Below are 21,751 nucleotides of genomic sequence, written 5' to 3'. Positions count from 1 at the left end.
AACTCCCGGTGGGATGTCGAGAATCCGCGCGCGGCTCCGTCCCCCGGGGTGGACACGGCCGCAATGGGCTGTACCGCACCAAGGAGAGCACGATGGCCAAGTACCTGTTGCTCAAGCACTACCGGGGCGCGCCGGCTTCGGTCAACGACGTGCCGATGGAGAAGTGGGCGCCGGAGGAGATCTCGGCCCACGTGCAGTACATGGATGACTTCGCCGCCCGGCTGGAGGCCACCGGTGAGTTTGTCGACAGCCAGGCGCTGTCCCCGGAGGGCACATTCGTCCGCTACGACGGCGAGGGGCGGCCGCCGGTCACCGACGGTCCCTTCGCCGAAACCAAGGATCTGATCGCCGGCTGGATGGTGATCGACGTCGAGAGCTACGAGCGGGCGCTCGAACTGGCCGGTGAGCTGTCCGCGGCTCCGGGGGCGGGTGGCGAGCCGATCCACGAGTGGCTCGAGGTGCGCCCGTTCCTGGCCGCGCCCGAGACCATCACGGAGTGATGCACGGTGGATGAGGACCTGCTGCGGACCCTCACCCCCACCGTGATCGCCGTCCTCGTCCGCCGCGGAGCCGACTTCGCGGCGGCCGAGGACGCCGTGCAGGACGCCCTGGTCGAAGCGGTGCACGTGTGGCCGGGTGATCCGCCGCGGGATCCCAAGGGCTGGTTGGTCGCCGTGGCCTGGCGCAAGTTCCTCGACGCCGCCCGCGCCGATACCTCCCGGCGGCACCGCGAGGTACGCGTCGAGAGCGAGCCCATGCCCGGCCCGGGCGAGATGGCCGACGACACGCTCCAGCTGTACTTCCTGTGCGCGCACCCATCCCTGACGCCGGCCTCGGCGGTCGCGCTCACGCTGCGCGCGGTCGGCGGTCTGACCACGCGTCAGATCGCGCGGGCCTACCTGGTGCCGGAGGCGACCATGGCCCAGCGCATCAGCCGGGCCAAGCGGAGCCTCTCATCCGTGCGGTTCGACCACCCAGGTGACGTCGCCACGGTGCTGCGCGTGCTCTACCTCGTCTTCAACGAGGGCTACTCCGGCGACGTCGACCTCGCCGCCGAGGCGATCCGGCTCACGCGCCAACTGGGGGCCAGGACCAATCATGCGGAGGTGGCGGGCTTGCTCGCGCTCATGCTGCTCCACCACGCACGGCGCCCGGCACGGACCGGCCCCGACGGCAGGCTCGTTCCTCTTGCCGAGCAGGACCGCGGCCTGTGGGACACCCGCCTGATCGCCGAGGGCGTCGACGTGCTCCAGGCAGCCCTTACCCGCGACCGCCTGGGCGAGTTCCAGGCCCAGGCCGCCATCGCCGCGCTGCACGCCGACGCCCGCGCGGCCAAGGAGACCGACTGGGTGCAGATCGTCGAGTGGTACGACGAACTGGTGCGCCTCACCAACAGCCCGGTGGCCCGCCTCAACCGCGCTGTCGCGCTCGGCGAGGCCGACGGCCCGCGGGCCGGTCTGGCCGCTCTGGCGGAGCTCGACCCCGCCCTGCCCCGCTACTCTGCCGCCGCGGCGTACCTGCACGAGCGTGACGGGAACCCAGCCACCGCAGCACGGCTCTACGCCGAAGCCGCCCGCTCAGCGTCCAACCTTCCCGAACGCGACCACCTCACGCGACAGGCCGCACGGCTCAACGCGCGGCTGCGCCGGTAAGCGGCCGTTCAAAACGGGGCAGGCGTTCCCCGACCCGATAGGACGGTCCGCATAAGCGTTGGCCGCTGCGCGGGAAGGCGGCATGCTCGTTGTGCCGAAACTCCCGGTCACACAGCAGCGCGAGCTGGTCCGCGTGTAACGCAGCGGATCCGCTCAGGCACGCTGACGTTGTGCGCGGCTCTCCCGCGGGCCGCCCCAGCCGGGGCCGTGTCCCTGACACACCCGGGGGTCGGCGCGACGCGGCACCGCGTCGCGCCGACCCCCGGGTGATTGGCTCAGCTTTCCTTGTCAGCCTCGGCGGGCTGCTCCGCCTGGGCGCGCTCGCGCATCTTGCGCAGCAGTTCCTGCTTGTGGTCGCCGGCCGAAGCGCGGGCGTCGTTACGGGCAGAGCCGGGACCGGAGTCCTGCCGATCGGAGGGGGACGGCTTCGTGCGTCCTTCACCTAGGCCGAGAAGAGGATTGTGGCGCTTGGCCATGAATACTCCAACGTGATGCGAGGCGGTCCGGAAAACGTCTGGTGGGAGCCGTCCATGCCCCGCCGGGTCTTCCCGCGGAGCTTCACGAAGCGAAAGTGCAGCATAGCCGTAAAAGTATCCCGAACCCGGGAGGCGCGGCATCTGCTTTTTCGCGCACAGCCCCCGACACCGCCGGCCGCACCGGGCCTCCCCGGGGCTCTTTTCCCGGCACCCGGACCAAGGGCGCCTTCACCGGCAGGTCCGGGTGTTCACGCACCGGGGTGTGGCGATGGGGCACCCCCACCGTGCCCCATCGCCACACCCCGGAAGCCTCGGGCTCAGCCCAGGCGGGCCTCGACGGCCTCGATGATGCGCGGGCGCAGTTCCGCGGCGCCCACGACCGCGTCGACGGAGCCCACCTCGACCGCGCGGCGAATGTCGTGCACCCCGTCGAACTCCGCCGCCACCTGCCCGAGCCGCTCCGCGCGCACCGAGGAGCGCAGCTCATCAAGCTCGGCGGTCAGTGCCGCCCGGTCGGCGCCAGAGGCCGCCGCCACCCGGGCCTCCAACTCGCGCACGCGCTCATCGGCGGCGGTGCGGGCGTTGACCTCCCCGGAGAACACGACCGCGGCGGCCGGCGCCCCGCCCAGCACCGAGGCGTAGGAACCCTCCACCGCCAGCACGGTCATGTTCGGGTTCAGCGCCTTGGAGAACACCACGAACGCGCCGCCGTGGTACCGCGAGACCACGCAGAACACGATGGGCCCGCTGAAGTTCACGATCGCGCGGCCGATCTCGGCGCCGTACTCCAGCTGCAGCTTGCGCATCGACTCCGGTGACCCGTCGAAACCCGACAGGTTGGCCAGCACCACCAGCGGCCGGTTGCCGCTGGCCGCGTTGATCGCCCGCGCGGCCTTCTTCGACGACCGCGGGAACAGGGTGCCCGCGGTGTAGGCGTCGGGGCCGTCCGTGGGCGGGAACCCGTGCCGTTGCACCGACCGCGACTCGATACCCAGCAGGCACACCGGCGTACCACCCAGGTGGGCGTCCTGGACCACCGCGGTCTCGGCGTCGGCCATGCCCGCCCAGCGTTCCAGCACCGGGTGGTCCTGGTCGGAGATCGCCCGCATCACGGTGCGGATGTCGAAAGGCTTCTTGCGCTCCGCGTTGGTCTCGGCGGAGAAGATCTCGCCGACGGTGGTGAAGTCGCTGCCCTCCACGGCGTGCGGGAAGTCCCGGATGTCGCGGCCGGCGGGATCGGTGGTGTCCGCCCGCCGCGGCGCCCGTTCACCGGGTGCCACATAGGTGTGGTCGTAGTGGCGCATCAGCACATCACGCGCGCCGGCCAGACTGGGCGCCCAGTACTGGGCCTGCCCATTGGGACCCATCACCCGGTCGTAGCCACCGATACCGAAGTTGTCCTCGGCCGAGACACCGCCGGAGAAGTCCAGCGACTGCTTACCGGTGAGCACCATCGCCGAGTCCGGCGTCATCACCAGGATGCCCTTGGTGTGCATGAGCATCGTCGCTTCGGCGTTCCAGTACGGCTGCGCACCCACGTTGATGCCGGCGACCACGATGTTGATCTCACCGCCGTCCTGGGTGAACTCGACGATGCGCTTGAGCGCCGCGGCCACCCAGTCCATGTTCTCGGTGCCCGACTCCATGGAGATGCGCGCACCGGCCGACAGCGCGTACCACTCCAGCGGCACCCCCATGCGCTCGGCCAGATCCAGCGCGGCGATCACGCGGCGGCACTCCGGCTCGGAGAGCGCCCCCAGCGACTTGGTCGGGTCGCCGAGCAGCACCACCCGGGACACGCCCTGCGGGTGGCGCCGGGTCGCGGTGGTGACCACACCGGCGACGATCGCGGCGGTGTTGCGCCCCTTGGGCCGCTCAACCGGCACCAGCGCGTGGCTGTCGTCGAGGTCGTACTCGACGAAGTCGCCGAGCAGCCCGGTGAGCTCGTAGGGGTAGACGGTGTTGCGGCTGCTGGCGCGCAGCACCTTCTGCCGGTAGTCGTCCAGCGGCTCGACTGGTTCGGTGGGCGGATCGCCCACGGTCAGCTCGGTGCCGCCGGTGGTGTCGAAGGTCACCCGCACGCTGATCTTGGTCAGCTCGCCGGTGGCGGGGTCGCGCTGACGCGCGATGACCAGGATCTCCTCCAGCCCGGCGCCGGCGGTCGTGGGCAGCACGCGGTTGGCGATCGTGTCCAGCTCCGCGCGGGTGATCTCGCTGGGTGGCCACACGTAGACCACGATCCGGTTGGTACTGAAGCGCTTCTTCTCGGGCCGGCGCGACTGGACGCGGCGGATCGAGTCGAGGCAGGCGGCGACGGCGTCCTCGGCCGTGGGCAGCGCGACCAGCCTGCCGTCGTGCTCGCGCAACTCGGTCAGGTCGCGCACCTGCGTGAACGCGACAAGGCGCTCGTCGGAGGGGTTCTCCCGCGCCACGCACTGGAACAGGAACACCTCCTCGTCCGAGGACGGCAGCCGGGTGAGGTCGAAGTTGCTCAGCCGCTCCATCTGCATCCGCTGCGCGATGTAGGGGTGCAGGCCGCGGATGAGCCGGTCCTCGGCCATCCCGGTTGCCGCGGGGCGGAACGTGAAGTGCTGGTGCATCACCGCGCCGCTGCGGCCCGCGACGGTGGCGGTGAGCCTGCGCACCCCTTCGGGCAGCGGGTGCGCGGCCAGGACCCCACCCAGCGCGGCCGCCATGTCCTCGGAGTCCGCGGGCTGGTCCTCCCAGGCGAGGTAGATGTCGGCGTCCACGGAGTCCTGGCCGCCGGCCAGCTCGGCGAGCCCACGCAGAGCGCTGCCCAGCGCCTCGAAGCTCACCGCGGTGGAGGCCACGCTGGAGTCCGCGCGCTGGGCGACCACGAACTCGCAGCCCGCGGCCCGGCTGGTGCGCACCTCGGCCAGGGGCTTATTGCCGTAGTAGCGCCGGGTCAGCACCTCCAGCATGACGGTGTTGTCCCGGTCGTCGCGCAGCAGCCGCTGCCCCAGCAGCCGCACCAGCGGCTCGGTGCTGGCCACCATCTCGGCGATGCGCTCGGCACGGTCGGGCGCATCGGGGTGGGCGTCCAGGTAGCGCAGGTGCTTGCGGACACCGGCGTAGACACGGGCGCGGTTGCGGCGCAGCAGCGGCTGGCCGAACCAGGCGAAGACCACACCGCGCGCCAGGTCGGCGACCGCGGGGAAACGCACCTGGGTGGCGGCCACCAGCCGCTCCAGCGCGCGCCCGGCGGGCTCGCGCAGCGCCTCCTCGGGCGGCGGCTCCTGCAGCCACACGCGCAGCAGCGCCGCGACGGCCCCGGCGTCGGCGGAGGCGCGCTGCTGGGCGAGGAAGATCCGAAACACCGCGGCGTCGAGCTGGGCGGTGCGCTCCAGCTCGGCGACGCCGTAGTGCCCCAGCGCCGTGGCGAGCTTGGCCTGGAACGCCTCGGGCAACCCCGCCCGCTCGACGTCCAAGCTCTGCAGGTAGGTGTGGAAGTGTTCGCGAGGGCTGTGCACGCGGGTGTCGCCGCCGCCGTCCTCGCCCACCGGACGGTTGCGGCTCAGCTCGGCGAGGTCGGCGAACACGTCGAGGAGCCCGATCTCCTCGGCCAGGACCCGGTGGCCGTTGGCGGCCCCCCGGCGCGCGGCGAGGTAGTCGTCAAGCACCCGGCGTTCGTCGTGCGGGTCGACGTCGTAACCCAGCAGCAGACTGCGCAGGTCCTCCCGGGCCCGCGCGAGCCGCCGCGGCGCCGGAGTGTCCTCACTGGCGGCGGGCAGGTCCAGCTCGGCCGGCGCGGCAGCCGAGGTGTCCTCGGTTTCGGCATCAGCCATCGGCTCCAGCCGCAGCAGCGCCGCACCGGTCTCGACCTGGCTGCCCACGGAGACGACGCACTCTTTCAGCCGCGCCTTGAACGGCGCCCGCAGCACCGTCTCCATCTTCATGCTCTCCAGCACCAGCACCGGCGCGTCCGCCTCGACCTCGGCGCCGGCCTGCAGCGGCGTGGCCACCACCAGGGCGGGCGCGGGCGAACGCACAACGCCGCCCTCGTCGCGGCTGACCCGGTGGGTCACACCCTCCACCTCGACCAGGTGGGTGGGCCCGTGGGTGCCGGTGAGCAGGCGGTAGCGGGTGCCGTTGACGATGATGTGCCCGGTGTGCTGGTCGAAACGGTCGAGCTCGACCTCGGCGGTGCGCGCGTCGCCGCCGGCCTCGATACCGACGCGGAACCGGTGCGCACCCACCCGCGCGACGCGCACGCGGTAGCTGACGCCGCGCAGCTTGAGGTCCAGGGGCCGGCCGCTCTCGTGGCGCACCTGCGGGCGCCCGCCGGAGGCCGTCGACAGCAACCGCTGCCGTTCGACGCGTTCCTCCTCCTCGTAGGCCTCGATCGCGGCGGCGGCCAGAGCGACACCGGAGTGGCGGTGCGGAACGAGCCCGCCCTCGCCGCGCACCCGGTCGATCCAGCCGGTGTCGGCACTGGCCCCGATCACCTCGGGCCGGTCGAGCAGATCCAGCACGAAGCTCTTGTTGGTCGCCCCGCCCTCGATGACCACGGTGGTCTGCGCCATCGCCCGGCGCAGCCTGCCCAGCGCCTCCTCGCGGTCGCGGCCGTAGGCGATGATCTTGGCGATCATCGAGTCGAAGTCGGTGGGGATGGTGTCGCCCTCACTGACACCGGTGTCCACCCGGATACCCGGCCCGGCGGGCAGGTCCAGCCGCGCGATGCGGCCCGGGCAGGGCGCGAAGTCGCGGTCGGGGTCCTCGGCGTTGAGCCGGGCCTCGACAGCGTGCCCGCGCTCCACCGGGGGCTCGCCCTCCAGGCTGCCGCCCGATGCCACGTGCAGCTGCGCCTTGACCAGGTCGAAGGCGGTGGTGGACTCGGTGATGGGGTGCTCGACCTGCAGGCGGGTGTTGACCTCCAGGAACGCGAACAGCTTCTCGCCGGGGTGGTAGAGGAACTCGACGGTGGCCGCACCGCAGTAGCCCACCGCGACGGCCAACCGTTCGGCCGAGGCCTTGAGCTCGCCCTCCTGCTCAGGGCTGAGCACCGGCGAGGACGACTCCTCGATGACCTTCTGGTTGCGCCGCTGCACCGAGCAGTCGCGCACCCCCAGCGCCCACGCACTGCCGTGGCCGTCGGCGATCACCTGAACCTCGACATGGCGGGCGCCGGTGACCAGGCGCTCCAGGAACACCACACCGCTACCGAAGGCCCGCGCGGCTTCCTGGCTGGTGCGCTCGTAGGCCTCCGCGAGCTCGGCCTCGCTGGTGACCACGCGGATGCCCCGCCCCCCGCCGCCAGCGGCCGCCTTCAGCATCAGCGGGTAGCCGATCTTGTCGGCGGCCTCAACAGCGCCCTCACGGGTCTCGACGGCGCCGCGGCTCCACGGCGCGACCGGCACCCCGACCTCCTCGGCGAGCAGCTTCGCGCCGATCTTGTCGCCGAGCGTACGCATGGCCTGCGCGCTCGGCCCGATGAAGGTGACGCCGACCTTCTCGCACAGCTCGGCGAACGCCGGGTCCTCGGCAACGAAGCCCCAGCCCACCCACGCGGCATCGGCCCCGGTCCGCACCAGCGCGCGTTCCAGCACCGCCAGGTCTAGGTAGGGGCGCGCGGACGCGGCTCCGAGGTCGTAGGACAGGTCGGCTTCGCGCACGAATGTGGCCGTACGGTCGACATCAGTGTGCAGGGCCACGGTCTCGATCCGGGCCCCGGTCTCAGCGGCCAGGTCGCGGACGGCATGGATGAGCCGCATGGCGGCCTCACCACGGTTGACAATGGCGACACGACTGAACACCGAACGGACCCCTTCCATTGACCAAAAGACTGCGCGCACGCCGCGACACGGCTGCCACAATGTTCAACCCTGTCGTCTAACGACCCACCAATGCCATGCCGCAGCCAACGGAGGCTGCCCGGTTGTAGTTGTGGGAATCATCCAAAACCACCGGCCGCCCCACCCGCCCGGGTTCCCACTCCTCGCTTCACCCGGCACGGCCGCAACCGCGAGCGCATCGGGACCAGCCGCACCGCGGCGTCCCGTATCAGCCCGCCAGGGCCGCGGCTTCGGCCGCGAACCCTCGTGGGACCTCCAACTGCTCGGCCTCGGTGATGGTCTCAGCGGGTTCGCCGTCCAGCATGGCCGGGCCCTGAGGGGTGCGCATCGGGCACAGCACCCACAGGCCGTAGGGGGCTGTGCCGCTGTCGCGCGCCTGCTGCGACAGCGTACGCAGCAGCGCCCGGACCGCCGGGTAGCGGCCCAGCGGGGTGGCGTTGTACAGCAGCACGACCCGATCGGTGCCTGCCTGGCGGATGCGGTCGGCCAGGTGTGTGCCCGCCTCGGCCGCCATGTTGGCCAGCTCGGGCGGCGTTTCGGGGGTGTCGGCGTTGACCACCATGCTCCAGGGCGGCCCGCCGAACTCCTCGATCATGCCGGTCAGGATCGTGACGAACTCAGCGGAAACGTCAACCGCCGCGATGTCGGTGCGGGCGCTGAGTCTGGCGGTGACCCGCTCGGTGTCGCCCAGCCAGGTCTTGACCGCCAGGTAGCCACCCCTGGCCACGGCCTCGCCGAGACGGCGCTCGGCCGCCCGGTGTTCGGCGGGGGCCGCCACCGGTCCGCCGCCCTGGGCGGTCAGCGTGCCCGTGGAGGCGGTGCTGAGCACGCTCGGCAGGTACCAGTACTCCGCACCGTCGGTATCGGTCCGCCGCTGCAACTTCTTGAAGTCGGCGCGCAGCAGCCTCCACAGTTCGCCGTCGTCGGGGATGGCCAACTGGGGGAAGCGCGCCCGTACGCGGTCGCGGATCTGCTGCGGGGTGACACCGGGCCCGCCCAGGTAGCTGGCGGTCTGGGTAAGGCTCAGTGCGCGGTCCAAGCCCAGCGTGTCGGGGTAGAGCTCCAGGCGGGCAGTAGCCCTGGCGTGTTCCGAGGCGGCGGCGGCCAAGGTCACCAGGTCGACGTCGGACAGCAGCGTCATCCCCTCACCGGTGGGCACAGCGCGCAGCCTGGCACGCACATCACCCGGAGAGGGCAGTGGAGCCCCGTCCCCGACGTCCACCATCCGGTCGGCAGCCTTGCCCAGCGCCACCGCGTAGTCCAGAAGGTCGGCCTCGACCGGGACACCGGGATCGTCGTCGATGACCTGAGCGACCAGCACACTGGAGTTGCCGCGCAGCCGGCGCAGCACGAACCGCGGGTTCTCTTCGCGTTCCTCGCACTCAGCGACCACGCGCACCGCGGCCAGCGCGTAGGCCTGGCGGGTCTCGAACACCTCCAGCGAGGACCCGCGCATGCTGAGCAGCTCCTCAGCGATCTGGCGGGCCTCACGCAGCCGCCCGTGGCGCCCCAGGATCGCGACGACGTCGTCGCGCACGGCCGCGAGCAGCTCGGTTTTCTTCCAGTGCTGGCGCGCCTTGGCCACCTGCTGGGAGACACGCACCTGGTTCAGGCCGAGCCGCTGGGCGGCCTCCTTCTGGGTGGGCCACCCCGGAACCGCAGGGACATCCTCAGGCAGGCCCAGCAGCTCACGGGTAACCCGCACCCAGGACCTGTTCTGGTCGGTGCTCTTGGGCAGGAACTGGCGGATCACCTTGTCGAGGCTGGCCCGCTTCTTGGCCAGAGCGCGCTCGTCCTCCTCGCCCCCGCTGGCAAGCCGGACCGTGACAGAGGAGTCGAGCGGTTCGGCCGCCGCCAACCGCGTGCGCCACCGGTTGACCTGGGCCGCCAGCTCATTGCGCACCTGGTAGGTGACCCCGCGCACCCGGCGCAGGTCGGCAGCGGGCCGGGCGAGAAGGTCACCCACCGTCTCACAACGCAACACCCGGGTGGCGGCGTCCAGGGCTCGGGGGGCCAGCCCCGCGAGGTACAGCGGGGTCTCGGCGGTGGCAGCCTCGGCGTTGCGCAGCCGGGTCGCCTCGTCGTCCAGCGCATCCGTTCCGGCGCTGTCGGGCGTGGTGATCGGCCGCTCCGCCGGTACCTGGAAGGCCTTCTCCCACGCCCCGCGCATCTCGTCGAGGGTGTCGAACCGGTGCTCGGGCCGGCGGTGCAGAGCCCGCCGGAAGAACACGGTCAGCGGCTTGCGCAACTGGTCGGGGAAACTCTCCTCAGCCAACCGCGGCAACTCGACATCTGAGGGCAGGAAGCGAAGGTCGACACCGTCCTCGTGCCAGACCGGCAGTTCCCCCGAGGCCATCTCGTGCAGGGTGACCGCCAGAGCGTAGCGCTCCGCAGCGGCGTCGTAGCGCCGGCGCGGCTCGTCGAGATCCAAGAACGGGTCGAGGTAGCCGGGCGTTCCCGCTCGGGTGTCGGCGGGGTCGGCCCCGGCGAGCGAGAAGTCGAACAGGACGAGCTCGCGCCTCTTCTTGCTGCGTTCGCGCACCCCCACGTTGGCGGGTTTGATGTCGCGATGGGGGACCTGGCGGTCCTCCAGGTAGTCGACGACCTCGAAGAGGTCCGCACCGAACCGCCGCAGCTCCTCGATCCCGAGACCGCCCGCCATGTGCAGGTAGTCGGCCAGCGTGAGATCCCCGGCCAGTTCCAGTTGCACAGCGGTGTGCTCACCGATGGCCAGGGGCCCGTCGCCGAGCATTGCGACGATGCGGTGGTTGCGCAACCGCGCGAGCTGGGCGGCCTCCGCCTTGAGTTTGCGCGCGGCGCCGTTCCGGTCGACCGCCACTTTGAAGACCCGCTGGGCACCGTCGCGTTCCACCAGTAGCGCACGCGATGTGGCGCCTTTGCCCAGGACGCTCTTCACTGTCCAGCCGTCGACGATCTCCTGGCCCCTGACCGCCGTGAGCGGGTCGGTGACGGCGTCAGGGCGGGCGAGGTACTCCTCGACCTCGTCGACACGGCGCAGGAAGTCGCGGGGGGGTCGGGTACGCTCTCCTGGTTCGCGCCGGGTGGCCTCGCGCACCAACGTGTCCATGACCGGGGCGACATCGTCGTTGACCGCGGCCGGGGTGAGCTCCCCGTGCGCTCGGATCTGCTCGCTGACCTCATAGCGGTCAGTGCCCGGCGGACGCCCGGTGAAGACCAGGTAGGCCAGCGCTCCCAGCCCGAACATGTCGAGCGCGCGCGGGTCACCGTCGAACGCGGGGAACTCCGGCGCCAGATACGCCTGCGCGGCCGCCTCGACATGGTCGGCCAACACCCGCGCCCCCAGGTGCCGGGCGCCGCTGTGGTCGGTGGTGTGGCCTCCGCTGGTTAACGTGGTTCCTCGGCGGGCCGCCACCTGCCAGTCGGCAATACGCAGGCGCGGGTAACGGCCGTCCATCTCCACCCAGACGCTCCGGGCGGCCAGCGCCCGGTGGAACAACCGGTTGCGGTGGGCGTGGTCAACCGCCTCGGCGAGCTGGCGCACCATCTCCACCTGGGTGAAGATGTCCACCTCCGAGCCGTTCTCCTGGATGAAGTGGTCAAGGCGCTGCCAGCTTGTCCGGTGGGAGAACACGATGGCCGGGCCGCGGTCCTCCAACTCGCCGTAGTGCTCCGCCTTGACGATGCCCTCGTGCGCGATGCCGTCGAGCGAGCGGAACTCGCGGTCGGCCGCGCGCTTGACCGAGTCCCGAGCGGCGTCGCTGTCGGCCGCACGGTAGTGGTAGATCCGCACCCGGCTCTGCTTGCTCTTGAGCACCGTGTGCTGGCCGAGGTAGTCGGTCCAGGTCGGTCCGCTGTCGAAGGCGCGGCTGTCCAAGGTGTAGCTGGCGACTTCCAGGCCCCGGCGGATGGCCTGGGCACCGATTTTCTGCATCAGCCGGGACACATTGCGCTGGAACACTGTGCCCGGCCTGGCGCGACCGGTGGGGTTGTTGAGCAGACCCGACCAGATCCCGTCGAGACCGGTCTGCTTCTCCAGCCCGTCGCGCCCATAGACATGCTGGCTCTGGTTGCCGTCGAACTCGCAGCGCAGATCCGGCGCCGAAAGGAAGACCGCGGCCTCGAAAAACGGCGAGTGGTAGTCGTGGATCTTAAGTTCCCGCGCAGCCCACTCCAGCCGGCTCTTGAGTTCCTTGGCCTTCTGGTTCGTGAGATGGAGCGGATTGTCGATGACCTTACGGCGCTCCCCGTCGAAGAACCAGGTACTCCCCCGGTTGGTGGCGCGTCCCGGGTGGCTCTTGATCTCCACCAGGAACGCGCCCACCGGGGTGACGATGAACAGGTCGCACTCGCGGATACGGCCGGTGCCGGCGGTGAAGGAGAAACACTGCCAAGCCCGGTAGTCACCGTGGTCCGGCATCTGCGCCCTGATGTGGTCCAGCGCCTCCTGCTCCCACACGTACTCGGAACGCTGCCCCCACCACCGATCGGCCATTGAGACGCCTCTCCCACCCCTTGTGACTTCGGGGCCAGAATAGGGGGTGACAAGGACATAAGCTCGCCACCCGATCCACGCGCCGGGACCGGCCACCCGGGTCCACCCGGCTCGCGCGGATCCCAACAGCGTGCCGCCCGCAGCCGCCTTCGGCAGCTCCCGCTCGGATCCGCCCGGACACGTCCGCGACGGTAAGCAGCGAGACAGCAACACAGAAAAACAGGGTGCGGCGCCATGTGTCCGGTTGCCAAGCTGAACTCATGGACAGCCAGCACGAACCCGTTTCCGATTCGGCCACCCGGACGAGGCCCCGGATCACCACTCCCATCACCGCCGACCTCCTGCGGGGCGCCCTCGACCTGGAGCGCACCGCGCACGGGCTGCAGCCGCACCGGCTGCCCGCCTGGGCCCGCGCGCAGAGCCCCGACGGCCAACTCGCCCTGGCCGAGGCCCAACCCTCCGGGGTACGACTGGTGGTGCGCACCCGGGCCACCACCGTCGAGCTGGACACGCTGCGCACCAAGATGGCCTACCAGGGCGCCCCGCCCCGCCCGGACGGGGTCTACGACCTGCTCGTCGACGGCCGCCTGGCCGGCCAGGCCAGCGTGACCGGCGGCAACGTACTGACGGTGGACATGGCCAACGGGTCATCGCAGACCCAGGAGGGCCCGGTCGGCACCGTCACCTTCACCGGGCTGGGCGAGCAGGTGAAGGACGTCGAGATCTGGCTGCCCCACAACGAGATGACCCAGTTGGTCGCGCTGCGCACCGACGCCCCCGTCGAGGCGCCGCCGCAGCAGGGCCGCAGGGTGTGGCTGCACCACGGCAGCTCGATCAGCCACGGCTCCGACGCCGCGAGCCCCACCGCGACCTGGCCGGCCCTGGCCGCCTCCCGCGGCGGCGTGGAACTGGTCAACCTCGGTCTGGGCGGCAGCGCCCTGCTCGACGCGTTCACCGCCCGCACCCTGCGTGATACCCCCGCCGACCTGATCAGCCTCAAACTCGGCATCAACCTGGTCAACGCCGACGTCATGCGACTACGCGCCTTCACCCCGGCCGTGCACGGCTTCCTCGACACCGTCCGCGAGGGCCACCCGCACACGCCGCTGCTGGTCGTCTCCCCGATCCACTGCCCCATTCACGAGGACACCCCCGGCCCCAGCACCCCGGATTTCAGCGACCTCGAAGCCGGAAGACTGCGGTTCCGCGCTACGGGGGACCCCGCAGAGCAGGCCGCGGGCAAGCTGACCCTCAACGTCATCCGTGCGGAGCTCTCCCGCATCGTGCAGCAGCGAGCGGCCGACGACCCCAACCTGCACTACCTTGACGGCCGGGACCTCTACGGCGCGGCCGACTTCGCCGAGCTGCCGCTGCCCGACCAGCTCCACCCGGACGCCGCCACACACCGCCGCATCGGCGAACGCTTCGCCGCGCTGGCCTTCGGCGCCGACGGGCCTTTCACCGTCCAGCCCACCTGAAACGCACGCGAGCAGCGCGTAGCCCGCTCGGCGCGGGCTGGGGCAGCCGCCTGCCCTAGCCCGCGCCCTCGCCGGCGCCCGGCTCCGGCTCGACCGTGCCAGCGTTTGCGGTGTACCGCCACACGGCGATGGCCATGACAAAGGTCCAAATCCAGGTCAGCGCGGTGAACGGGACGACGATCCGGTCGATGTCGACGAGCAGGGCCCCGATCATCCATCCCGCGCCGGCGACCACCGCGGTGCCGCCGAGCCAACGGGGGTACTGCCCGCCGGTGGCCAGGGTGAGGCCGTTGAGCAGGATCGCCAGTCCGAGGAGCGCTTGTGCGGTGAACGCCACCGCGCCGAGCACGAGCAGCACAGCCTCGGTCTGCGCCAGTACTTCAGCCCGGGGCACCTCGCCGGTGGTGAACCGGTCCGCCGCGACTGACAGGGCCATCGCGTGCAGACTGAAGTAGGTGGCGAACACCGCCGCGGCGATGGTGGTGATTGTGCGTGTCGCCTGTTTCACCGGATCCGGTGCCTTAGGCGGGTGCAGTGCACCCAGTGACACCGCCCACAGCAGGATCGCCGCGATGTTGAGCATATGCATGATGCGCCAGCTCGGGCGGTCGGCGACCCAGCGCAGGGTCCCTTCCGCCGACTCCACCGGCGGGTTTCCGTGCACGATCGTGGGCACGATGTAACACACTGTGCCAAGCACGAGACCCACCGCGGCCCAACGCGGCGTGCGCACCGTGGTCCGGGGTGCGGGGGCGGCCCGGGAAGCCATCAGACAAACTCCATAGATCGGAAGCAACAGACCGAGTACATTCTCTGTCTAGTTATACTATGTCTATGGATGAGTCTTTGTCTGCGACCCCCCTGCGCTCACCGTTGGCACTGGTGGTGCTTGCCCTGCTCTACGAGGCACCAACGCACCCCTACCGGATGCACCAGATGATCAAAGAGCGCGGCAAGGACAAGGTGGTCAACGTGGCCCAGCGCAGCAGCGTCCAACAGGTGGTGCACCGCCTGGCACGCGACGGACTTGTCGAGGAGCTCACCCCCGAGGACCCGGGCGGCACCGCCGGGAGCTACCCCGCCCGCGTGGCCTATCGCATCACCGAGTCGGGCACACGCACCCTCTTCGGCTGGCTGCATGACACCCTCGCCCACCCGGTCCAGGAGTTCCCCCGGTTCACGGCGGCCCTGGCCTTCCTGTCCCTGACCAGCCCCGCAACGGCCGCAGACCTGCTCCAAGCACGCCGAGCCACACTGGTCCCCACCATCGAGGCCCGTGCCGCCGACCTGGCCGCGTCCCCCTTGCCCCGGGTCCTGCTCATCGAGGAGAGCTACACGGTGGCCATGGCCCGCGCCGAGCTCGCGTGGATCGACGCCACCATCGAGCAACTCCGCGACGGAACCCTCACCTGGGACACCCAACACCTCATCGCCACCGCCGACCACCTACGCGATCTCGCGCTGGGAAACGACCCTGACCAGTGAGCCCGCGCGCCACCGCGGCAACCCGACCGGCCGTTCCCCTGGTCCACGGCCGGCACCAGGGGAGCCGCCCTGCCCCCGGCATCAGACCCGCAATCGGCCCCGCTTCTTCAGGTACAGCAGCCCGGCGCCGCCGGCGATCACAAACACCGACACCCCGATTCCGACGATGCCCAGGTAGAGCGCGAAATCGTAGGCGCCCTCCTCCGTACTCTCCGGCGTCACCACGTGCCCGGGATCATCCGGCGCATAGGCAACAGTGAGATCCTGGCCCTCCTGGTAGCCATCGGTGTTGAGGCCGTTGAGCACCACGCTGGTGTAGTCCGTGCCCTCGGCGGAATAGTCGACATAGATCGTGATGTCCTCACCGGTCCGGTCCCCATCGTCGTCGTAGTTGACCTCAACCTGCCGCTCGGACACGTCGGCCTCGACGGTTTCCGTGTGGTCGGTGTAGTCGGTCATGCCGACGATCACCCCAATGACCCCGGCGATGAAGATTATGATTCCCCAGGTGAGGACGGTGCCTCCCAGGCTGAGTTTCCGTTTGGTGCGCTTCCGCTTCGACTTCACGGCTACCTTCCTGTTCGTCTCACTATCGACCAGGTTTGCTCCGCGCACTCCGACGTCGCCGCGCCTGCCGCGGTTCCCCACCTCCACACAGCGCCAGGGCCACGGGCCTCATCCGCAACGGTTCACCCCCCGAACGCCGCGCCCTTCGCGCCAGCGCAGAACGGTCCGCACGGCCCGGATCCCCACAGCAGACCAGAAACGCAGAAACCGCAGCATTGCAGAAAGGAAACGGCTCAGTGAGGGTTCGGGCACCCCGCTGCCCGCGCCGTGCCGCGGGGTGTTGGCGAGGACCGCCGACTCAGTCGACGACCTTGATCTTCTTCATCGTGGGTTGGGAGATCACACGCGCGACACCGGGGATCCCGATGATCTTGTTGGTCTGGAACGCTTCGTAGGCGGCGTAGTCGGCGACCAGGACACGCAGGTAGTAGTCGGGGGTGCCGAACACCCGGCGGAACTCGACAACCTCGTCGTAGGCGGCGATCGTGGACTCCAGCCGCTCCAGGGTCTCCAAATCGCTAACCGAGACCTCAACGGAGACCGTGACCTCCAGCCCGCACCCCATCGCCTCGGGACTGACGCGGGCCCGGTAACCGGTGATAACCCCGGCCTCCTCCAACCTGCGGACCCGCCGCAGGCACGGCGGCGGTGTCAGCCCCACCCGCTTGGCCAGCTCCACATTGGTCAACCGACCGTCCCGCTGGAGCTGAAACAAAATGTCTCGATCAAGCTGATCGAGTTCGTATCCATTGCTCATAGGTCAAGTCTAGGTTTTCATTTTGAAACCATATGACCAGGAATTCTTTCTAGAATAGTGCGTATGGCACCGCCTCTGCGCGCACATACCGCCGCCACCCCGCCGGACCACCGCCGTGACTGAGAGCGGCCCCGGCGCCGACCTGAAGCGGGCACTGAACGACTCCGGCCCCGTTGGCCTGGGCGCGTTCCCGATGGGCGTCGCCTTCGGCGTCCTGGTCGCCCACTCTGAGCTCGCCTGGTGGTGGGCCAGCATCTTCTCCGGCTTCATCTACGCGGGATCGCTGGAGTTCCTGTTCCTCGGTCTGGTCACGGCCTCCGCGCCGCTCACCTCGGTCGCGGTGACGGCGTTCCTGGTCAACGCCAGACACGTGTTCTACGCGCTGTCGTTTCCGCTGCACCGGGTCCGCGGGCGCCTCGGCAAGGCATACAGCACCTTCGCGCTGTCCGACGAGGCCTACACCGTCACCACCGGCCCGGCCGCACAGCGCTACCCCGGCCGCCGCATCCTGGGGCTCCAGGTGTTCATCCACCTGTACTGGGCCGGCGGGGCGACAACCGGCGCCCTGCTCGGCTCGACCATCCCCGCCCACATCACCGGCCTGGACTTCGCGGTGACCGCCCTGTTCACCGTCCTGGCCATCGACGCCTTCCGCGGCCGCCGCGACATCGGCACCGTCGTGCTGGCCGTGGTGTGCGCACTGCTGTGCAGGTTCGTCGTCCCCGCCCAGATGCTGCTCGCCGCCTTCACCCTGTTCATCGCCGGCCTGCTGGCCCACTACGCCTGGACACGCAGAAAGGCTGCGCATGCCTGACACCGGCTACCTGATCGCCGCACTGCTCACCGCGGTCGCCGTCACCTGGGCCCTGCGTGCCCTGCCCTTCGCCGCCATCGCGCCCCTGCGGTCCAGCCCGCTGGCGGCCTATCTCGCCACGGCGATGCCGATCGGGGTAATGGCCATTCTGGCCATCTACACCCTGCGCACCTTCAGCCCGCACGTGCCCGAGCAGGCCTGGCCGAGTGTTCTGGCGCTCGCCTGCACCGTGGGCCTGCACCTGTGGCGGCGCAACGTCGTGCTGTCCATATTCGGCGGCACCGCCGTCCACGTGGTCCTCGCCAGCACCCTGGCCGCCCACTGAACCATCAGCGGGTTCAGCGCTCGGTTGCGGAGCGCGAGTACCCCAAGCGGGCCGGGCGCCCGCACCGCCGCTTCACCCACGACCGTCCACCATGACGCCACCGGACGGCCATACCCGGCCGAATCCGACAACCGCCGGCGAATTGGATCGCGCAGCGCACTACGAACAGGCCGGTTCGCGTGCCGCGGACCGCCGAACGAAGGGCCGCCGGCGACCGCTCGCCGGCGCGGCGCCGCAGTCTCAGCCCACCCCACCCAGGAAGTCGAGCAGGGCCGCGGTGAGCTCGGCAGGGCGGTCCTCCTGCACGAGGTGGCCGGCACCGGGGATGATCCGCAACCGCGCGCCCGGGATTCGTGAGGCCAGCTCACGGCCCCGCTCCAGGGGGATCCAGGTGTCGTCCTCGCCCCAGCACACCAGGACCGGGATGGTGATCGTGCCGTAGCGCTCCCGCAGCTCGTCGGTGTGGCGCCGGCCTTCGGGGTAGCCGCTGATCTGGCGATAGAACGCCGCCTGGCCCTCACCGGAAAGCCACGGCTCGACCAGCCGCTCCAGCGTGGCCGGGTGCAGCCCCGGGCTGCTGGCCGAACTCACGTACTCCCGCACCAGGGCCTCGTGCAGCTTGGGCGGCAGTTGCGTGAACACACCGGCGTTCTCGTCGACGAGCCGGTAGAAAGGGCTTCCCCACGGGGTCAGGGCAACGACGTCGACCAGTGCCAACCGGCGGTACCGCGCGCCGTGCACGAGATGGGCGCCCAGCGCGACGGCTCCCCCGATGTCGTGCGCCACCACCAGGGGCTCGCCCAGCCCCCAGTGATCCAACAGCTCGGCGAAGACACCGCCCAGCGCGGCCAGCGAGATGTCCTGATCCGCGGACTTCTCCGCGGACCCGAAGCCGGGCATGTCCCAGACGTAGACCCGGTAGTGCGGTGCCAGCGCCCGGGCGGGGCCGCGCCAGACGAACGAGGAGAACGGTGTGCCGTGCAGCAACACGACGGGTTCGCCGTCCGGATCGCCGAAGCGGTCCCAGCGCACCTCGCCCGAGGCGCTGCGGTAGGTCTTCTCCAGATGCCAGTCGTTCATGCGTACGGTTCCTCTCCTCGGTCGCGCACATCCAGCGGGCCTCTTCCGCGGTGGCGCGCGCTCACCCCGAGATCTCGTGTTGCTGGCGTTCGGCCTCTCCGACCGGGCACGCCGCGCCCGCCTTGCAGCAGGTCCGGTCGCACAGCCGGCACATGTACTGGGCGTCGCCGATGCGCTCGTAGAGCCGGCTCAGCACCTTGGGCAGCACACCGGCCAGGGCGCGCTGGTCTTCGGCGTCGAGGCTGGCGACAACATCGGCGAGCGGGTTGGCGCGCGCGGCGAGCAGCCGCTGGGTGCTCCGCTGGCCGGCCGGTGTCGGGTGGACGGCCGACAGCTTCCTGCTGACCGGGGTGGATCGGCGCTCCACCAGTCCGTCGGCTTCGAGCGAGTCGACCATCCGCGCCGCGGCGGACTGGGTCAGCCCCACTCTGCGTCCCAGCTCGGTCACGCTCACGCCGGGGTTGGCGGACAGGGTCACCAGCGCGGCGGCTCCGCTCGCGCTCAGGCCGGCCGCCGTGGTCACATCGCCCAGGGTCAGGTCGGTCAGGGCCAGCGCGGTCGCGCCGAGCAGGTTGGCGGTGCGCTGCGTTTCATGCATGCAACATGATTACATGCATGGTTCATGAAATTCAATGCCTCCCACGACGGGTGGCTGCGACTGACAGGTCAGTTCACCGGCCCCCCGCCCAGCAGGTTCGATGCCAGCCAGGACTCCAGGGTGGTGACGAAGTCCCCCAGATCCGCCGTCCAATGGTCCTGACGGATGTCGTCCCAGCCGTGCACGAAGACCACCAACCGGAAATGCGTCCGGTACCACCCCGCATCCAGATGGACCTCCTCCCCCGCCGCCTCCACCGAAAGGCGAGTGGTGGCCCAGAACAGGTCTTCGGAGTCTTCGGCCTCGTACCTCCCCGAAGGCAGCCGGCGTGCCGCGAAGATGTTCCGGTGCACAGTCCAGCCCGCCGGGATCCGCAGCGGGACCGTCGTCCAGAACTCCGTGATGCTCCCCGCGACCAGTGAGTCCGGCGGCAACCAGAAGTCGGTCATTCGCGGAACGCTATCCCACCACGCGGAACCAAGGCCCGGCACCGCCGACGGCCGCCGCCGCGCATTGGCTACCGTGTCGGGATGGCGCTCCTGGCCTCGATCGACCGGTTCAACCAACGGCACCCCTGGAGCCACAACGACTTCTACGGCCGCTGGGTCGCCGACCGGGTCGCGTCGAGCCGAGCACACCACGTTCTCGACGTCGGCTGCGGCACGGGCAACCTGATCGACCGCCTCCGGCTCCAGGCCGCATCGGTCACCGGCCTCGAACCGGACACCGCCACCGCGCGCATCGCCGCAGACCGCTTCGCCGGCAGCAACACGGTCACGATCGAGCCAGTCAGTTTCGCCGACCACGACCCGCGCCGGCAGTGGGACGCCATCACCCTCGTCGCCGTGCTGCACCACCTCCCACTCACCACGACCTTGCAGGACCTGCGCGCCCACCTCTCCCCTGGCGGCCGTCTCGTCATCATCGGGTGCTACCGGCAGACCGGCGCGGCAGACACCCTCGTATCGGCGGTCGCCACCATCGCCAACCTGGCCATGGGGTTCCTCAAGCATCCGACCTGCGCGCGGCGCCTGCCGCCACACATGAGAGCGCCGACCGCCGCTCCCAGCGAAACACTCGACGAGATCAGGGCGCGAGCGGCCGCGGAACTTCCCGGATCGCGGATACACCGACGCCTCTTCTGGCGCTACTCATTGGTATATGACCGCCCCGCCAACGATGGTCCGCACTGACCCCGAAACCGGAACGGTCCGTGTCCGCCCAACCGAAGCGGCCGGCCCCGCCCACCACCACGCCCTCGATGACGCGAGCAACACCGCGAACCGCCGCCCCGCGCGACCGCGGCTGGGGTAATGTCAAGAAGCGCGGACCAGGCCCACAGGCACAACCGAGACACAACGGGGGACGCATTGACCGAGCAACTCGAGCCGATGCCCACCGACTGGCGCCGGGCACTGGCAATCGTCGCCCACCCCGACGACGTCGAATACGGCACTGCCGCCGCAGTCGCCACCTGGCTCGACGAGAGCCGCGAGGTCGGCTACGTCCTCGCCACACGCGGAGAGGCCGGCATCGACGGGGTCTCGCCGCAGGAGGCGACGGAGCTGCGCGAACGCGAACAACGGGCCAGCGCGCACGTGGTCGGAGTCTCCCTGGTGGAGTTCCTCGACCACCGCGACGGGGTGATCGAGTACGGTCCCGCGCTGCGCCGCGACCTCACCGCGGCGATCCGCGCCCACCGCCCCGACCTCGTGGTGACCATCAACCACCACGACACCTGGGGCGGAACCGCCTGGAACACACCGGACCACCGCGCTGTGGGCCGAGCGGCACTGGACGCCGCCGCTGACGCCGGCAACCGGTGGATCTTCCCCGAACTGGCCGACAATGGGCTACTGCCGTGGGACGGCGTGCGCTGGGTCGCGGTCGCCGGCTCCCCGTATCCCACCCACGCCGTCGACGTAACCGAGGGTTTCGAACGCGGCGTGCGCTCCCTACTGGAGCACCGCACCTACATCGAGGCGCTCACCGAGACCGACCCCGAGGCCTACAGCCGCCACGTGCTGCACCAGATCACCGGGAGCGCCGCACCCCGCTTCGGCGACCGGCCCGCTGTCGCCTTCGAACTGTTCCCGCGCTGAGCCTCCCCACCCCGGCGCTCGGTGCGCCGCACGCCGGACGGAAGGTTCAGGATGGCGAAGCCGGGCACCGGATCGGCATACCCGGAACAGAGGCAGCGCAGGCGCCCCCCGAAGCTGGCATGGCCAGCGA

Annotated in this window: 17 protein-coding genes; 8 read left to right on the top strand and 9 right to left on the bottom strand. The window is 70.5% G+C overall.

Annotation, left to right across the window (positions count from 1 at the left end; genetic code table 11):
- The first annotated feature begins 92 nt into the window (after positions 1–92).
- Together F4561_RS12225 and F4561_RS12220 are read left to right on the top strand one after the other, a co-directional pair.
- Positions 93–500: a YciI family protein gene (locus F4561_RS12225; protein WP_184578238.1), complete on the top strand. Its 408-nt coding sequence runs from the start codon at positions 93–95 to the stop codon at positions 498–500.
- 6 nt (positions 501–506) lie between these two features.
- The gene (locus tag F4561_RS12220) at positions 507–1,652 is read left to right on the top strand and encodes an RNA polymerase sigma factor (protein WP_184578235.1); all 1,146 of its coding nucleotides are present in this window, start codon (positions 507–509) and stop codon (positions 1,650–1,652) included.
- Between the two features lie 275 nt (positions 1,653–1,927).
- On the opposite strand, the gene F4561_RS12215 is transcribed toward F4561_RS12220, so the two are convergent.
- The 3 genes from F4561_RS12215 to pglW form a co-directional block, all read right to left on the bottom strand.
- On the bottom strand, positions 1,928–2,128 hold the full coding sequence (locus F4561_RS12215; RefSeq protein ID WP_184578232.1) for a DUF6243 family protein: 201 nt from the start codon (positions 2,126–2,128) through the stop codon (positions 1,928–1,930).
- A 317-nt stretch (positions 2,129–2,445) separates the two neighbouring features.
- A complete protein-coding gene (locus F4561_RS12210; RefSeq protein ID WP_184578228.1) occupies positions 2,446–7,902 on the bottom strand; it encodes an ATP-binding protein in 5,457 nt (1,818 codons plus the stop codon).
- A gap of 247 nt (positions 7,903–8,149) precedes the next feature.
- Positions 8,150–12,415 (bottom strand): BREX system serine/threonine kinase PglW, encoded by a 4,266-nt coding sequence (pglW, locus tag F4561_RS12205; protein WP_184578226.1) that lies wholly within the window; start codon positions 12,413–12,415, stop codon positions 8,150–8,152.
- 260 nt (positions 12,416–12,675) lie between these two features.
- On the opposite strand from pglW, the gene F4561_RS12200 reads away from it, so the two are divergent.
- Positions 12,676–13,893, top strand: a complete 1,218-nt coding sequence (locus F4561_RS12200) for a GDSL-type esterase/lipase family protein (RefSeq protein WP_184578223.1) — start codon at positions 12,676–12,678, stop codon at positions 13,891–13,893.
- A gap of 55 nt (positions 13,894–13,948) precedes the next feature.
- Here F4561_RS12200 and F4561_RS12195 read toward each other — a convergent pair whose 3' ends face one another.
- Complete coding sequence (locus tag F4561_RS12195; protein ID WP_184578220.1) at positions 13,949–14,662, bottom strand: hypothetical protein; 714 nt, start codon at positions 14,660–14,662, stop codon at positions 13,949–13,951.
- Positions 14,663–14,727: 65 nt separating this feature from the next.
- On the opposite strand from F4561_RS12195, the gene F4561_RS12190 reads away from it, so the two are divergent.
- Entirely contained in the window at positions 14,728–15,378 is a 651-nt protein-coding gene (locus tag F4561_RS12190) for a PadR family transcriptional regulator (protein WP_184578217.1), read from the top strand.
- 81 nt (positions 15,379–15,459) lie between these two features.
- On the opposite strand, the gene F4561_RS12185 is transcribed toward F4561_RS12190, so the two are convergent.
- Both F4561_RS12185 and F4561_RS12180 read right to left on the bottom strand, forming a co-directional pair.
- Complete coding sequence (locus tag F4561_RS12185; protein WP_184578213.1) at positions 15,460–15,945, bottom strand: DUF3592 domain-containing protein; 486 nt, start codon at positions 15,943–15,945, stop codon at positions 15,460–15,462.
- Positions 15,946–16,243: 298 nt separating this feature from the next.
- Positions 16,244–16,702, bottom strand: a complete 459-nt coding sequence (locus F4561_RS12180; protein WP_184578210.1) for an Lrp/AsnC family transcriptional regulator — start codon at positions 16,700–16,702, stop codon at positions 16,244–16,246.
- Positions 16,703–16,817: 115 nt separating this feature from the next.
- On the opposite strand from F4561_RS12180, the gene F4561_RS12175 reads away from it, so the two are divergent.
- Both F4561_RS12175 and F4561_RS12170 read left to right on the top strand, forming a co-directional pair.
- Positions 16,818–17,516, top strand: coding sequence for an AzlC family ABC transporter permease (locus F4561_RS12175; protein WP_312885229.1), 699 nt, complete (start codon positions 16,818–16,820; stop codon positions 17,514–17,516).
- Positions 17,509–17,841 (top strand): branched-chain amino acid transport AzlD family protein, encoded by a 333-nt coding sequence (locus tag F4561_RS12170; protein ID WP_184578206.1) that lies wholly within the window; start codon positions 17,509–17,511, stop codon positions 17,839–17,841. Before F4561_RS12175 ends, F4561_RS12170 begins: the two co-directional genes overlap by 8 nt.
- A 240-nt stretch (positions 17,842–18,081) precedes the next feature.
- Here the strand turns inward: F4561_RS12170 and F4561_RS12165 are convergent, their stop codons facing one another.
- The 3 genes from F4561_RS12165 to F4561_RS12155 all read right to left on the bottom strand — a co-directional run bounded on the left by F4561_RS12165 (position 18,082) and on the right by F4561_RS12155 (position 19,968).
- On the bottom strand, positions 18,082–18,921 hold the full coding sequence (locus F4561_RS12165; protein ID WP_184578203.1) for an alpha/beta fold hydrolase: 840 nt from the start codon (positions 18,919–18,921) through the stop codon (positions 18,082–18,084).
- A gap of 61 nt (positions 18,922–18,982) precedes the next feature.
- Positions 18,983–19,519, bottom strand: a complete 537-nt coding sequence (locus tag F4561_RS12160; RefSeq protein ID WP_184578200.1) for a MarR family winged helix-turn-helix transcriptional regulator — start codon at positions 19,517–19,519, stop codon at positions 18,983–18,985.
- A gap of 68 nt (positions 19,520–19,587) precedes the next feature.
- A complete protein-coding gene (locus F4561_RS12155; RefSeq protein WP_184578197.1) occupies positions 19,588–19,968 on the bottom strand; it encodes a hypothetical protein in 381 nt (126 codons plus the stop codon).
- A gap of 81 nt (positions 19,969–20,049) precedes the next feature.
- On the opposite strand from F4561_RS12155, the gene F4561_RS12150 reads away from it, so the two are divergent.
- Positions 20,050–20,712 (top strand): class I SAM-dependent methyltransferase, encoded by a 663-nt coding sequence (locus F4561_RS12150; RefSeq protein ID WP_184578194.1) that lies wholly within the window; start codon positions 20,050–20,052, stop codon positions 20,710–20,712.
- A gap of 177 nt (positions 20,713–20,889) precedes the next feature.
- Complete coding sequence (locus tag F4561_RS12145; protein WP_221445464.1) at positions 20,890–21,621, top strand: PIG-L deacetylase family protein; 732 nt, start codon at positions 20,890–20,892, stop codon at positions 21,619–21,621.
- Positions 21,622–21,751 lie beyond the last annotated feature (130 nt).

The sequence above is a fragment of the Lipingzhangella halophila genome, from assembly GCF_014203805.1.
Classification (GTDB): Bacteria; Actinomycetota; Actinomycetes; order Streptosporangiales; family Streptosporangiaceae; genus Lipingzhangella; species Lipingzhangella halophila.
Note: the sequence above shows the minus strand (reverse complement) of the source record. Positions and strands in the feature narration are given on the sequence as shown.

Bases quoted from the DNA above. Each gene is read 5' to 3' on its own strand.
- F4561_RS12180 (WP_184578210.1), bottom strand. From the start codon at position 16,702: ATGAGCAATGGATACGAACTCGATCAGCTTGATCGAGACATTTTGTTT.
- F4561_RS12225 (WP_184578238.1), top strand. From the start codon at position 93: ATGGCCAAGTACCTGTTGCTCAAGCACTACCGGGGCGCGCCGGCTTCG.
- F4561_RS12170 (WP_184578206.1), top strand. From the start codon at position 17,509: ATGCCTGACACCGGCTACCTGATCGCCGCACTGCTCACCGCGGTCGCC.
- F4561_RS12200 (WP_184578223.1), top strand. From the start codon at position 12,676: ATGGACAGCCAGCACGAACCCGTTTCCGATTCGGCCACCCGGACGAGG.
- F4561_RS12155 (WP_184578197.1), bottom strand. From the start codon at position 19,968: ATGACCGACTTCTGGTTGCCGCCGGACTCACTGGTCGCGGGGAGCATC.
- pglW (WP_184578226.1), bottom strand. From the start codon at position 12,415: ATGGCCGATCGGTGGTGGGGGCAGCGTTCCGAGTACGTGTGGGAGCAG.
- F4561_RS12165 (WP_184578203.1), bottom strand. From the start codon at position 18,921: ATGAACGACTGGCATCTGGAGAAGACCTACCGCAGCGCCTCGGGCGAG.
- F4561_RS12215 (WP_184578232.1), bottom strand. From the start codon at position 2,128: ATGGCCAAGCGCCACAATCCTCTTCTCGGCCTAGGTGAAGGACGCACG.
- F4561_RS12160 (WP_184578200.1), bottom strand. From the start codon at position 19,519: ATGCATGAAACGCAGCGCACCGCCAACCTGCTCGGCGCGACCGCGCTG.
- F4561_RS12195 (WP_184578220.1), bottom strand. From the start codon at position 14,662: ATGGCTTCCCGGGCCGCCCCCGCACCCCGGACCACGGTGCGCACGCCG.
- F4561_RS12150 (WP_184578194.1), top strand. From the start codon at position 20,050: ATGGCGCTCCTGGCCTCGATCGACCGGTTCAACCAACGGCACCCCTGG.
- F4561_RS12190 (WP_184578217.1), top strand. From the start codon at position 14,728: ATGGATGAGTCTTTGTCTGCGACCCCCCTGCGCTCACCGTTGGCACTG.